A 14,345-nucleotide genomic window follows, 5' to 3' on the forward strand; every position below is an offset into this window, starting at 1 on the left:
GCTTCAATGGTGACAGGTTGAGCAGCTGGTCAGCTTGCGGGGCGACTCGATGTTGTATTCCTTGACGAGCCGTGCGCCGAGGGTCGCCTGCGTTTCGCCAATGTCTTCCGGTTTCCACGTCATGTTGAAGACTTGGTCACGCGGCCGGATGTGCTGCGCCGGGTTGCGGTGGCAGCTCAGGCACCACTCCATCGTGTGGGGCTGGTCTTTGTAGACGAGCTGCATTTGATCCACTCGTCCATGGCAGGAAACGCACCCGATGCCCTTCTGGACGTGGACGCCGTGGTTGAAATAGACGTAGTCGCCAAGGTTGTGGACGCGATTCCATTCCAACGCCTGCCCGGATTTCCAACTGGCGCGCACCGGCTCCAGCATCGGCGCGCCGAACCAGATTTGCTGATGGCAGTTCATGCAGGTCGAAATTGGGGGCACGTTGGCGAAGGCTGAATGTTCAACCGACGTATGGCAGTAACGACACTCAATGCCCAGACCAGCAACGTGGTGTTGGTGACTAAACTGCACCGGCTGGGGCAGGGCAATGCCGACGTTGGTCACATTCGATGAGCGGTTGATTTCAAGCAGCAACCACGCGCCGAACCCAATGATGAACACGGCGCCAAAGATCGAAACCTTGGCGACAGTGTTCATGCTGCGGTGGAAGTGTTGAGCCATAGCAAATCCCTTTCTCGTGCGCCGCCGCCGTCACAACCGCAGCCAAAGCGCCCTCAGCCCGTCGGACTGAAGACGGACGCAATGAGCGCTGGGGCACGGTTTTCCAATCTGGGACGGGGTCACTTTGATTCAGGGCGGTCATCAAGCGTTCCAGTCCTGTTGTCGCCGGCGGCGACGGCTGTTCCGGGGGGAAAAGCAAACAGGACAAACGCTTGAAGCGTCGGTCATACGGATTCAATGTACCATTTCGTACGTTCAGCCGTCACGACAGAACCACATTGGGGGTACTGTCCTGCCGACGAAGCCGAGGCTTCGTGCGCTGCCGTACGAAGCGGGCGTAATCTAGCGTGTTCTTTCGAACATTCCAAGCCCTTTTCGTACGTTTTTTCCCAAAAGCGTCGGGGCCAAACGCCGGCTTCGGGCGGTTCGGGGTTCAGTCAGGGTGGTCGTAGGGAAGCGTGGTAGGGGAAAAAGCCGCCATCTGCGCCTTTGTGTCGCCGCGCAGGGGAACCTCCGCCGTGCTTGGCATAAGCGCTCACCGGCGTTCGGCGAACCGTTGGGTAACGCGCGTGTAATAGGCTTCGTAGCGGGCGACAATATCATCGGCGTTGAACATCTCGACGGCGACGCGCCGACACGCCCGGCGCATTCGCGCGCGGAGATCAGGGTCGGTCAGAATCCGCAGTGTCCCGTCGGCCATCGCCTGAATGTCGCCGACTTCCGCCAGAAAGCCCGTTTCGCCGGGGATGACAACTTCCGGCAGCCCTCCTGTACAACTGGCAATGACCGGCACTTCACACGCCATCGCCTCCAGCGCCGCCAGTCCGAAGGATTCAGACTCGCTCGGCAGCAGCAGGACGTCGGCGATTGAGAGGTAGGCGGCGATGTCCGGCTGCTTGCCGACAAAGTGTACGCGGTCGGCGATCCCCTTCTGCCGCGCTAGCCATTGCGCCTGCGCGCGTTCTGGGCCGTCGCCCACCATGACTAGTTGCACCGGCAGGTGGCGGTTGAGCCGCGCCGCGATGCGGACGCAATCGGTGGTGCGCTTGACGGCGCGAAAGTTTGAGACGTGAACCAGCACCGACTCATCAGGTCGAGCGAACGTCGCGCGCAGTGCCGGGTTCTCCACCCGCCGGTATACCTCGCTGTTGACGAAATTGGGGATGACCTCAATCGGCGTGTCCGCACAAATGTCAAACTCACGGCAGGTTTCGGCTCGCAGGTACTCCGAAACAGCCGTCACCCCATCGCTTTGGCGAATGGCGAAGCGTGTGATGGGCAGGTACGAGCGATCCGTGCCGACCAGCGTGATGTCCGTTCCGTGCAGCGTCGTGATAAACGGGACGGGGCGGGTGTCTTTGAGCATCTCGCGCGCCAGGAAGGCGCTCACTGAATGGGGGATCGCGTAGTGGACGTGCAGCAGGTCAAGTTCGTATTCGAGCGCGACTTCCGCCATCCTAACGGCGAGCGCCAAGGCGTACGGCGCGGTATCAAAGAGCGCGTAGTTGGTAGCTTCGACCTCATGGAAGTGCATGTTGGCCGGCATGCGCGACAGGCGCAGCGGCAGGGTCGCGCAAATGAAATGCACGTCGTGGCCGCGCGCGGCTAGTTCCAGCCCCAGTTCGGAAGCGACGATGCCGCTGCCACCATAGGACGAGTAGCAGGTGATGCCGATTTTCACGGTAAGTTGTTCCTCCCCGAAGGCTTACTCAGTCGCGGCGGCGGAGGCGGGCGGCGAAAAAGCCATCTGTCCCGTCTTGGTCGGGCCACAAGCGTAGGAAGCCTTCGCTGGTTAGGGCGTCGCCGGCGTCGGGCGGGGGGGCAATCTCAAAGTGCCGGTGGTGCTTGAGAAAGGTGCGCAACACTTCCTCGCCTTCGCGGGCTTCCAGGGAACACACGGCGTACAGCAGCACACCGCCTGGCTTAACGACGCGCGCAGCGTTCCACAGGAGTTTGGTCTGAAGCCCGGCGAATTCGGCGAGTTTGCGTAGAGTCAGCCGCCATTTGATCTCCGGGTGGCGGCGCAGTGTCCCTGTTCCCGAACAGGGCGCGTCAACCAGTACGGCGTCGAACGAGTCGGGGAACAACGAGAAGGGAAGTTTTTTGCGTGACCGCCGGTGGTCGGCCAGCGAAACCAACGTCGCCGCCGTCGCGTCCGCCGTGTAGCACCGGGCGATCCGCACGCCTAGGCGGGCAAGATTGCTTTCCATCGCCGCGACGCGGTGCGCGTGCTGGTCAAGCGCCGTGATTGTTCCTTCATTGTGCATCATCGCGGCGAGTTGGGCGGTTTTGCCGCCGGGCGCGGCGCACATATCCAGCACCCGCTGACCGGGTTGGACGCCCAACCAGCGGGCGACGCGCTGCGAGCCGGCGTCCTGAACGTACACCGTGCCGTCAGCGATGAACGGCCCGAGCGCCGACAGGTTGCCGTCCGTCACTTCCCAAGCTTCTTCGTTGAGACCAGCGACGGGTTTGAGCGTCAGTCCAGCGGTTTCCAGCGCGGCGCGGGTGAGCTGTGGGTCCTGGCGCAGGGGATTGAGCCACACAAAGGTCGGCGCCGGTAGGTTGTTTGCGGCGGCGATGCAGGTGGCGCGAGCTTCGCCAAGCGCGCGCGCCCAATGACTAAGCAGCCACGCCGGATGCGACAGTTCGGCCTCACGGTCAAGGATGGTGGACGCCGTGGTGCGAGCCGGCGGCGGCGTGATGATGGTTTTTTGTCGGATGCGCTTGGTTGGAACAGGCGGCGGCGCAGGTTTTTTGAGAATGCGCCGAACCGGAGCCAGTTGACTGTCGTCTATTCCGCGTCGCCGCAGGATTTCGCGCAGGATGGCGTTGACGAATCCGGCGGCATGAGTGGTTTCAGAGGTCTGCTTGACGAGTTCGACTGCGTCGTGGACGACGGCAAACGGGGGCGTCCGCGTTAGGAAGAGGATTTGGTACAGCCCCATGCGCAACGCCGTCCGTACGGCCGGGTCAAGGCCGGCAAGATCGCGCCCGATGTGCTCCCGCAACTGGGCGTCCAGCTTCCCGCGCCAGCGCAGCACGCCCATGACGATTTCCGTCGCCAGCCGGCGGTCGGCGTCCAGTTGTTCGGCCGACCCAGTGTGCGCGGTGCGCGCAAACGCCGCGTCAAGGGCTTCATCCGACCAAGCGTCGGCGGTTTCCACGCGCATGAGGGCCAAGAAAGCCGCCCGCCGCGCGCGACTCACCTCTCGTATTGGCTCACCACGAACCGCCGTCGGCAAAGAGGCATCCGATGCTTCCGGCGCAGGGGCGCGAACGCTCATAAGCAAACCCGTAGTGGACGTGTCATTTGCCTTCCGCCGTCGCCGCCGGGCGGCGCAGCTTATGACTTTCCGGTTTGGTTTTGCTGATGGTCGGCGGATGGCAACGGTCGCAACTCCCGATGTTGAACACTGCGATGAAATTATGCTGCGCCGGCGCGAAGCCGGGCAAGGGCGCAAGTCGCTGGACGCGCTCCTTGGCGTCTTTTTCGTTAACTTTCTCAATGCGTTCAAACCCATGGCAGCCGGCGCAGGCTAGATTGGCTGGATAGGTTGGGTTGCGCCGAAAGGTGGTTTGCACCAGCCAGTCCCATTCCAGTTTCTCTCTGGCGAATTCTTCCTGACTTTTTTTACCGCGTTTGGGACGGGCGTCGCGCAGTTCCTTGGTGAGCGTTAGCAGATTGCCATGACAACTCTTGCAGGAGAGCGCGGTTTGGCGACTTACTGCATCGGGATGCGTCATGGCGGCGAGCGGCGTCGCTGCGCCCAATCCCTTGAGAAACTCAATGGTTTCAAACGGCTTGCTGGGGTTCCACTGGCGATTGAAAACGGCATGTGGGCCGTCGTGCTGAAACTCCGAGGTCAGCGTCGTATAGCGCGGCGCGCGCAAAAGTCGCCGCTCAGGCCGGCGTTCCAGCGGGTGGCAACCGGCGCAGTTTGTCGCGTAGGGTTCGGCGGCGTCCCTGCCCGTCAGCGCCTTGGCGTTTTCGATATGGCACACGAAGCATTCACGGTGTTCGGGTCGTGACGCATACACATTGCGGATGGGCGCTTCCTTTGTCCCCGCCAAGGTCGGCAACGCTTGCACCTGATGGCAGCTTTCACAACTTTCCTTCGCATGCGCCGCGACGGCGTGTGAGTAAAGCGCACCGAACTGCGTTTGGCGGGTCGGATTGGGGAAGGGATGAATGTCTTTGGCGGTTTGTCCGATAGGCGGGCCGTTGTGACAGACGGCGCACAGCGTCTGAAGCTTGGCCATGCGCGCGCGATCACCGGGCGTCACCATAAAGCTGTGGCAGGCCGTACAGGCCGAGTGAGCGGTCGGCGCTTTTCGCCCGGCGTACCGCTTCAGATATTCAGGCGTTTCCAGCGGATACTTGCCGAAGCCGTCGGCGCGCACCTCATCCGGTTCGACGAGGTGGCAGTAGTTGCAGTCAAGCTTGATGGTCGGCTTGCCGCCGTTGAAGCGGATGAGTTCTTTGTCCACGATGGTGACCTCGCCGGTCGGGTGTTGGTCGTGCCGGAACGCCCCCTCCGGCAGGTTGTCTTCCGGCGTTGGCGGGTAGATCGGCTCGGCGGTCACCGCCGCTGCGCCCCGCGGCTCCGGCTTTTGCTGCGCCAAGCTCAGCCAGCCGGCCCCGACGAGGGCGAGCAAAACCAGCGCCGGTTTGAGTTGCGCCGCCTTGGACATCTTGCACCGTACCTCACCTGAACGTACGTCGTGCGTTGGGAAGCCTGCCGTCTTCACAGGTTTGGGTTGGCCGGGAATTTGACGAACGCCAGTCGAACGCCGCGCACGATGAGTTGGTCACTGCGGATGTTGGCCGGCGATTCAAAACCGGCTGAACCGAATGACGCGATGATATCGTCTTGGTCAATGCCGTCGCCGCTGATGCCGATGGCCCCGACAAGGACGCCGTTTTTGTACAGCGGCACGGCGCCGGCGAAGATTTGCAGCCCGTTACGGATGTTGTTCGGCGGTCGCCGAATGACCGGCACGCTGCCGGGGTTGACGTAGTTGGCGAGGATGTCCAGCAGCGACCCGGCGATCAGGTCAAGTTGTAAGCCTGTGTTGAACGGACTCCAGACATTTGTTGTAGTGAACAGACGGCTGGCGGTGGAAAACGGCCCTGGTGCGTTGGGGACGCAAGGGTTTGAGCCAGTGCAGTCAATGCCGTCCGGGAAAAACGGCCGGTGCAGGTCGCCCAATCCGCGAGAACTGAAAGCGACAGAGCCGTTGAGCTGCACGCCGTCGGCCGCCGCCCGGCTGACGTAGTTGCCCATTCCGGCAGCGTTGAGGATCGCTCTGGCGTTTGGGTTGCTCATAAAGGCCGCCGACCGCGCTTTCTGCACGCAGACATCCACGCCAAAGAGGGGGGCGTCGGGTGTTGCGCGCAGACCCAGCAGGTTGCCGTCGGCGTCCACGACGGCCACGTTGACTTCAGCGAAGTTGTTGAGCGGGAGGCGGATGCCGGCGCGCGTCACGTACGCCTGCTGGATGGCTTGGCTCAGGATGCGTTCAACTTCCGCGACCGACAGTTGCGCGCTTGGGACGATGTTGGCGTGTGGCGTAAAAATCCGCACCGGACGGCCGCCCAGCGTGCCGCAGGTAAACTGGCTGCCTGGGCCGAGGAAGGGAACACCGGCCTTGGGCGTCGCCTGCGTCCCGAAGGCTGGAATGACCATAAAGCTTCCCTGCGTCGCCAGATTGACCAGCGGCTCCGGTGTAGGCGGCGGGGCGTTGACGAAGCGCAGCGCGACGCCGTCCACGAGGATTTGGTTGCCGCGAATACCAGCTGGCGCTTCAAAGCCCCGCGAACCGGCGACGGCGATGAGTTCTTCAGGCGACTGGTCATTGTCGGTTGGGTCGAGGTCAAGTGAGTAGACGCCATCGAGTTCGACGCCGATGCCACCGACGGGTGAATCGCCGATGTAGAGCGGGACGCCGCCGGCGTCGGCCGACAGCCCCAGCGGCAGGCGGGGGTTGATGTCGCTGAAAAGCAGGCTGGAAAACTGGACGCCGAACAGCGGCCCGCCACGGGTGAACGCCACGCCCGGCGGGAAGTGCTCTTGGATGATGAAACTTGCCGTACGCGGTGTGAAGGCGTTGCCCGTCGTGCCGAAAAACGAACAGGTTCCCGCTTTGGAAATCGCCGCCAGTTCGCTGGGGATGGGTCGCCCGCCGAGCGGCCCGCCGGAGATGAACGTGTTGGGATTGGCGCCCGTCATCCGAAACACAGCTAAGACGTTGGCTTCACGGTCGGTTACGGCGATGGTGGCGCGTAGGTTGAGCGCAACGGCTCGCGTCACAGCTTGGGTGATGATTTGCGTCACATCGCTGGCCGAGAGGGCGCGCTCATTTGGCGTCGGACACAGAGGCTTGTTGAGCGCCTGGGTTTGGGGCGGCGGAATGATGACAGCGTTGCTTCCAGCGATGTTGCGCGAGCCGCAGGCGGAGAGGATGGGGAGGCTAGCGATGAGCAAGGCGACGACCAGGCTTGGCAAAGCAGGCAGGTGGTCACAAAGCGACAAACGACGCATAGAAGTCTCCTCCCAAAGGGCGCGCGACGGAAGGCTGAATCACATCAGGCTAATGTCCGTCGGAGCGGCGGATGGCGCGCGGGTACAGCGCGGGCAAGGCGAACCAGAACTGTCTGAAAACATACCAAAAAGCTTTTAGATGACAATCTGAAAAGCGATGTTGCTCTGAAGCTTTGCCTGCCGTTTTGCCTACTGGTGTTCCGGGAGTGGGGGCGGGGAAAGTTTGCCGTCGTCCGCCAGCCGGTAGATTTGCCCATGCCAAGTGACTGTACGTCCCCAAAGGCCGCCAATCCAAACAGCGAGGTGAAGCAGGTCGCGCAGCGGCAGCCAACCAAGGTTGCGGATGGTCGCTTGGTCGCCAAGGAGGCGCGCTGTTTGCCACGCGGTGAGGAAGCGCAGCGCCAACCCAATGAGCGCCAGCGCCCAGGCGAGGGTGATGGTGGGAAACGCAGCGACCAGCAGCATCCCCAGCGCAAACGTGTGCGTGACCGCCAGCCCGACGTAGCCGCCGAAGCGGGCTGTCCGAATGGTGCGCGCCCACCGGAGTTGATGGCTTAGGAACTCACGCCACGTCATCCGTGGGACAACAGTTTCCACGACGCACGAGGAAAGCCGCACCTCATATCCCGCCCGGTGGGCGAGGTTACCGAGGAGGTAGTCGTCGCCCAAGTGGTCGGCTAATCGCGCCAAACCGCCGAAGGCGGCGATGACCGACTTACGGGTGGCGATGGTGGCACCGAAGGCGAAACTCAAGCCTTCCGTGATCCGCGCCGCTAGTACGCCGCCGATGAAGTCCGTGCTGACGCCCAAACATTCGAGACGGGACGGTAGTCCGCCGGCGTTGACGCCACGGTACAGGCAGGTGACGACGCCGACCTGTGGATTCTGCAAGGGGCGCACGACGGTGCGCATGTAGTCGCGTGGGACGCGGATGTCGGCGTCGCTCAGGATCAAGGTGTCGTGCCGTGCCGCTTCTAGTGCATTGGCCAGATTGACGACTTTGGGGTTGACGCCAAGCGGCGGTGGACGAAACACGCAGGTGACTGGCGTCGTCGGGTGAGTTTGCTTCAGCCGCTCGATGATGGGGACGGCGGGATCGCTTGGGTCGTGCAGCGCGAAGACAATTTCGTAGTGTGGGTAGTCCTGCCGGAAAAAGCTTTCGAGGCAAGCTTCGGTGTCGGCGTCCGCGCCCCGGATGGGTTTGAGCAGGCTGACCGGCGGCGTGAAGACGATTCCCGAGGCGCGGCGTTCCCGGCAGGTGAGCCGCCGAAACCAGATTGTTCCGGCAAGAACAACAAGTTGATACGCGCACGAGGCGACCACCAGCAGGGCGAGAAGCGTAAAAAGCCAAGGCGCGAGACGCACGGTTTAGCCTCCGGTGTTTGTGTGATGCGGGGTGATCGAAGAGCCGCCGGTCGTCATGCGCGGTCGTGGTTTGTGTTCAGAAGAACAAGAGATACGCGCCGCCGGTGACCAGCAGGGTGCCGATCCAGCGCGTTCGGTTGACCCGTTCTTTGAGAATGAACTGTGCGCCGAGCGTGTTGAGGACAAAACTCAGCGAGGTGGCCGGCTCGACCAGACTGACCGGCGCAACGGAAAGCGCCGCCAGAAGCGAAAAGAACGCGCCGGCCATGCAGGCGACGCCGATGTAGAACCCCGGCGCGCGGAGCGTCCGCCATACGAGGCTGAGGGTGTCGCGCCAGGTGCGCAGTTTACCTTCGCCGACGCGCTTCATCGTCCGGCTGAGCGTGAGGTCGCCCAGTGTCCCGAAGAGGACGATGCCGCCGATGAGCGCCACGACGACCGGGAGTGAAGCCGTCATGACGCGCTCTCCATCGGTAGGGTGCGCCGCTCCGCCTCGGCGCTGCGTGTAACGAGATAGACGCCGACGGCAATCGCCACAATGCCCAGCCAACGCAGCGCCGACACTTCTTCGCCAAGCAGAACCGCGCCCAGCAGTGCGGTGACGACATAACCCAGCGAAGTCACGGGCAGCACATAGCTGAGGTCGAGCTTTGACAGCAGTGTGAGAAAGAGCATGAAAAACGCGATGAGCAGCGTTAGGCCGCTCAAAAAGGTTGCGTCTGTGGCGACGGTGGCGAGCAGCGCCGTGAGATCGTAGGCCGCGAGTTGGGCTTCCAGTGTTGGCGCGAGTCGTTTCATCGCCAGCGTCAAGAGGACGTTTCCCATGGAGTTGACGATGACGGAAGCGGTGACAAGCGGGTGGAGTTTCATAGCAAATCTGCATACGTCGCCGGTCGGAAGTTGGCGCGGCGCAGACGCGCTCGAACCGCCGGACTAAGGAGCGCCGCGAGTTCGTCCGGGCCGTGGGCGTTATGCGCGGGCAACATAGGCGATGGCGCTTCTGGGTGGCAATAGATTTCATGGGTGAGGGTGGGTGCTCCCTCTGCGACGCTGAGCGCTTCCGCGCCAAGGCGGTCGAGGAGCGCGAGCCAGTAGTCTTCTGTGAAGCGCCCAGTTTCATAGAGGCCGTGAACTTCATCGGCGCAACGCAGGCCAAGACAGGTCATCCGGCGGGAAGCTTTGTGCGAGAGCCATCCAAATATCGCCCAGTGGAGCAGCTTGACCGGCCAGCCCTGTCGGCGAATAGCGAGATTGCGCCGGAGACGCTCACGCGGCAGGCGGACGAAGCGGACGCCGAACGCGGCGGCGCAGTCGGCAAGGATGGGAAAGACCGTCGGGTGTAGATGGAAATGCAAATGGCCGTCCACGTGCGAGCAGGGCAGTCCCGTCGCCATAAATCGCTCAAACTGGGCGCGAATTTCACGGCGTAGTTCTTCCTGACAGTGTGGATTGAGAAAGTACCGCAGACCGGCGGTCACCGGATTGGATGAGAACTGCCGTTGTACGTCCACCAAATGAGGAATCTTGGCGGCGGGCAACACTGATTTGCCGCAGACAAGCGTGAGGTGCAGCCCAACCGCAAGTCCGGGACGCGCCTTAGCTAGCGCCACAGCTTCATCGAAGGCGTCGCCGCCGACCATCAGGCTGCAGCTTGTCAAAACGCCTTCGTCATACGCTTTGGCGACCGCCTGGTTGACGGTGGGTGACGCGCCAAAGTCGTCGGCGTTGATGATGACCAGTCGGGTTGACATGGCGGCAATGCAGGGTAGCTCACAGCGCAGCCTAACGGAGCGATACGTTTACGAAACTGACGCCGCTCTGCAAGTGCATATTGGGCTACATTTAGGGACGGGCTTTCAAAGCTAACTCGTTCACCATACCTTTGACCAAGGGCTTGTGTACCTATCGTTTGATGTCAACCAGCCGCGAGGGAGTTAGCGAGGGAGGTAGCAAGGGCGCTCTAACATTACATTGTTGAAGTATCCAGCTGCTTGCTGCAAGGAGAGCAAACGCCGACTACGCCATAGCTTGAAGCACACTCCAGTTGTTGAGAAACCACTGAAGTCCTGGTTGCCAAGGGAGAGAGCGCTAGTTAGAAGGGCGGCCTAATCCTGTTTTGTAGGGTCTCGTCGTTGGAGAATAACCTTGGATTTCATGACTCAAGGATAAAAATGATAGTTCTTAGATTTACCGTGAATTGCTGTGAGATGTTTGAGTTGCTTACCAGGAGGAATAACAATGTACATTAGTTTGACTCAGCTCTCATGTGAGATGAGAAAAGCTACCCAGTGTCAGCTTTAGACTTGACACTCTTTCATAAGAAAGTATTAGCCAGCTAGTAGTGACTAAGTTACGTCCAAAATCATCTGAAGCTTCAAATAGCGTAAAATCCTGTGGTAGCTTGACATGAAGGGAGATAAGCTTGGTATTCTTCTCATCCGTGATAAGCAAGTCAAAGCCGGTGTCTTTAGGGGAAATCCACGCATTTAATTTGTTGAAAGTCATTTCAATAAGCTCCCCGAAAAGAAATTCATTCGCATGAACGGTAAAAAGTAGAGTAAACAAGTCATCCCATCCATGCTAATAAATAGTGACTGATTGATATTGTACATGTATCTGGTTATCACTGAGCGCCTACAGCTCAGAGTATAAGACCAGTCGCTTGTGGTGCTTTTCCGACTTGTTTAGTTTTAGAAGTTGTACAATGGGCTCTGTAGATTAATGAAGCGATATAAGTTAACCATACTTATCAGCAAACTCCCATTGGAAAGCTTTTGGTAAGATGTTTCTGGTTCGTAAAAAGCAGCTATCTATTAAGTACATCGAGTTCACATGACTTAGATATAGGTTCGATAGACTCCACTAGCATAGAGAGTTTATTTGGCACGGGTGCATTGCAGGTTTACGATGGTGTGACAGCAGTTATTTATTTAGCTGGACTTTAAGTTTTTTAGATTTTTCCTGACAGTGAACTGACCAACGCTAGAGACGCTTGCAATGCGGAAAAGATAGGGAGCAGTTTATCATTCAGGCAGCAGACCGCGAGCTTCAATGAGGCCGCTTTTTTTCAAAGCGGAAAAGACGCCGTAACTCCTTTAGACTCAAGGTGTTACAGGTGGCTTCAATGGGGCCGCTTTTTTTCAAAGCGGAAAAGACGCCGCAACGACGGCGCGAATTCGCGGCGCAATCGCTTCAATGGGGCCGCTTTTTTTCAAAGCGGAAAAGGTGAGCGACCAGCGCGAGCGGCAACGCCCGCTCGTGCGCTTCAATGGGGCCGCTTTTTTTCAAAGCGGAAAAGCTGGAATACGTGGAGATCACCGGCTCGGCTATCGGCGGCTTCAATGGGGCCGCTTTTTTTCAAAGCGGAAAAGGCGCATTTTTTCGCAGCACGGAAACGCCGGGTTTACAGCTTCAATGGGGCCGCTTTTTTTCAAAGCGGAAAAGAGCGTCACGCCGCTGAACTCAGGAGGTGCTATATGGGCTTCAATGGGGCCGCTTTTTTTCAAAGCGGAAAAGGATGAACCCGATGGTTTTCTCGTCGAGCGGCGAGCCGGCTTCAATGGGGCCGCTTTTTTTCAAAGCGGAAAAGGTCGTCGCGCGTCTCGACTTGTATGTTAGGCATTGGGCTTCAATGGGGCCGCTTTTTTTCAAAGCGGAAAAGGTAGCCCCCCAAGCCCAATCTTGCCCAAAAAACCGCCGCTTCAATGGGGCCGCTTTTTTTCAAAGCGGAAAAGCGACTACCACGTGGTCGGCGAGAAAATCGTCATCCCGCTTCAATGGGGCCGCTTTTTTTCAAAGCGGAAAAGACCCCCAAAATCGCCAATAACGCAGTCACGACGGGGCTTCAATGGGGCCGCTTTTTTTCAAAGCGGAAAAGCCCCGGCGTGTGCCGGATCCTGGAACGGGACTACTGTCGCTTCAATGGGGCCGCTTTTTTTCAAAGCGGAAAAGAGCGGACGCGCGCAAATCGCCGCGTACGCTTACATGCTTCAATGGGGCCGCTTTTTTTCAAAGCGGAAAAGCCACACGCCGCCCTTGATGGACGGAAGTTGGAGCCTTGCTTCAATGGGGCCGCTTTTTTTCAAAGCGGAAAAGATAAAATGCCTTCAATTCTTTGAATGGAGGTTCTAGCTTCAATGGGGCCGCTTTTTTTCAAAGCGGAAAAGAGGGTACGGCGGGGACAGTACAGGAGATTGCGCTAGGCTTCAATGGGGCCGCTTTTTTTCAAAGCGGAAAAGCCGAAGTGGACTCAAAATGCTCGATAATATTGGTGCTTCAATGGGGCCGCTTTTTTTCAAAGCGGAAAAGGAACGCTACGGCTGGATTCTCGACGAGGACGGCGAAGCTTCAATGGGGCCGCTTTTTTTCAAAGCGGAAAAGGAATCGCCGGCCACGTCGCCCGCAACGTCGCGAGCGCCGCTTCAATGGGGCCGCTTTTTTTCAAAGCGGAAAAGGAGCACGCCAACCGCTCAGGCTCGACCCATTGCAGGCTTCAATGGGGCCGCTTTTTTTCAAAGCGGAAAAGACGGCTCCATCGTCGCCTCACGCAACGGAAGCAGCTTCAATGGGGCCGCTTTTTTTCAAAGCGGAAAAGCGAACGCTACGGCAAGATACTCGGCACAAATTCCAAGGCTTCAATGGGGCCGCTTTTTTTCAAAGCGGAAAAGCGCAGTCACGTACGCGAAACTTCAGGACGTCGCGGCGCTTCAATGGGGCCGCTTTTTTTCAAAGCGGAAAAGCTTCGAGTCCGAGCGCTTCACGGATGCGCTCGAGCGAGGCTTCAATGGGGCCGCTTTTTTTCAAAGCGGAAAAGCCGATCCGCCAATGGCGTTGTTGAACAGTACGCAGGCTTCAATGGGGCCGCTTTTTTTCAAAGCGGAAAAGTCCACGGCTTCGTCCGGTCCTCACCGGCGGGCAGCGTGGCTTCAATGGGGCCGCTTTTTTTCAAAGCGGAAAAGCGACGGCCCTCCGTCGCCTTCTGGCGCACCCTGACCGCTTCAATGGGGCCGCTTTTTTTCAAAGCGGAAAAGACCGCCCGGAGTGGCGGCGGCGGGAGGTGTGGAGCGCTTCAATGGGGCCGCTTTTTTTCAAAGCGGAAAAGCGACGGTCACTGGATATATTTTTCGGTTGGGGACTGGGCTTCAATGGGGCCGCTTTTTTTCAAAGCGGAAAAGAACCGGCGGGAGAGTGACCAATGAGCGAGTTGGAGACGCTTCAATGGGGCCGCTTTTTTTCAAAGCGGAAAAGTTTTCGGGGCGCGGCGAAAACCGGCGACGGCGCGGCGCTTCAATGGGGCCGCTTTTTTTCAAAGCGGAAAAGCCCAAATTGGGGATGCGTATGCGGCAGCCGTCGATGCTGCTTCAATGGGGCCGCTTTTTTTCAAAGCGGAAAAGCTCGCGCCCCTGGCGGCGTCCGATGCCGCCGTCCAGCTTCAATGGGGCCGCTTTTTTTCAAAGCGGAAAAGTTGTTTGACCTTTCTTGCGTTTTGCAGACATGGTTGCTTCAATGGGGCCGCTTTTTTTCAAAGCGGAAAAGAGTCACCAAGTGGCTGCTGCGCACCGCCGCGCCGTGCGAGCTTCAATGGGGCCGCTTTTTTTCAAAGCGGAAAAGCTTTATTTGCCATTGTGACTCTTCTAATTGTGTCCGCTTCAATGGGGCCGCTTTTTTTCAAAGCGGAAAAGATCGCCTTCCAGCCACCCGTCGCGGATCAGCCCTTCGCTTCAATGGGGCCGCTTTTTTTCAAAGCGGAAAAGCAAGCTGCCG

The 14,345-nt window shown here is 59.3% G+C and carries 10 protein-coding genes and 1 CRISPR repeat array (1 of these 11 only partly in view); all 10 genes read right to left on the reverse strand.

Annotated elements, in window-relative coordinates:
* Positions 1–3: 3 nt before the first annotated feature.
* Positions 4–672, reverse strand: a complete 669-nt coding sequence (locus tag NZ585_04715) for a cytochrome c family protein (GenBank protein MCS7079339.1) — start codon at positions 670–672, stop codon at positions 4–6.
* A gap of 535 nt (positions 673–1,207) precedes the next feature.
* A complete protein-coding gene (gene bshA / locus NZ585_04720; protein ID MCS7079340.1) occupies positions 1,208–2,353 on the reverse strand; it encodes an N-acetyl-alpha-D-glucosaminyl L-malate synthase BshA in 1,146 nt (381 codons plus the stop codon).
* Between the two features lie 28 nt (positions 2,354–2,381).
* A complete protein-coding gene (locus NZ585_04725) occupies positions 2,382–3,959 on the reverse strand; it encodes a hypothetical protein (protein ID MCS7079341.1) in 1,578 nt (525 codons plus the stop codon).
* Between the two features lie 22 nt (positions 3,960–3,981).
* Positions 3,982–5,367 carry a hypothetical protein gene (locus NZ585_04730; GenBank protein ID MCS7079342.1) on the reverse strand — a complete coding sequence of 462 codons (1,386 nt, stop codon included), beginning with the start codon at positions 5,365–5,367 and terminating at the stop codon, positions 3,982–3,984.
* A gap of 53 nt (positions 5,368–5,420) precedes the next feature.
* Positions 5,421–7,217 carry a heme-binding protein gene (locus tag NZ585_04735; protein MCS7079343.1) on the reverse strand — a complete coding sequence of 599 codons (1,797 nt, stop codon included), beginning with the start codon at positions 7,215–7,217 and terminating at the stop codon, positions 5,421–5,423.
* Positions 7,218–7,406: 189 nt separating this feature from the next.
* Positions 7,407–8,582, reverse strand: coding sequence for a bacteriohopanetetrol glucosamine biosynthesis glycosyltransferase HpnI (gene hpnI, locus NZ585_04740; protein MCS7079344.1), 1,176 nt, complete (start codon positions 8,580–8,582; stop codon positions 7,407–7,409).
* A gap of 76 nt (positions 8,583–8,658) precedes the next feature.
* Positions 8,659–9,039, reverse strand: a complete 381-nt coding sequence (locus tag NZ585_04745; GenBank protein ID MCS7079345.1) for an EamA family transporter — start codon at positions 9,037–9,039, stop codon at positions 8,659–8,661.
* Entirely contained in the window at positions 9,036–9,452 is a 417-nt protein-coding gene (locus NZ585_04750) for a DMT family transporter (GenBank protein ID MCS7079346.1), read from the reverse strand. Before NZ585_04750 ends, NZ585_04745 begins: the two co-directional genes overlap by 4 nt.
* On the reverse strand, positions 9,449–10,333 hold the full coding sequence (hpnK, locus tag NZ585_04755) for a hopanoid biosynthesis-associated protein HpnK (GenBank protein ID MCS7079347.1): 885 nt from the start codon (positions 10,331–10,333) through the stop codon (positions 9,449–9,451). The genes NZ585_04750 and hpnK overlap by 4 nt, the downstream gene beginning before the upstream one ends.
* Before the next feature lie 511 nt (positions 10,334–10,844).
* Positions 10,845–11,147, reverse strand: coding sequence for a hypothetical protein (locus NZ585_04760; protein MCS7079348.1), 303 nt, complete (start codon positions 11,145–11,147; stop codon positions 10,845–10,847).
* A gap of 407 nt (positions 11,148–11,554) precedes the next feature.
* A CRISPR array of direct repeats spans positions 11,555–14,345; the repeat unit is 36 nt; unit sequence GCTTCAATGGGGCCGCTTTTTTTCAAAGCGGAAAAG; it runs 3,804 nt beyond the window's last position.

The sequence above is a fragment of the Chloracidobacterium sp. genome (assembly GCA_025057975.1).
In the GTDB taxonomy this organism is placed as follows: domain Bacteria; phylum Acidobacteriota; class Blastocatellia; order Chloracidobacteriales; family Chloracidobacteriaceae; genus Chloracidobacterium.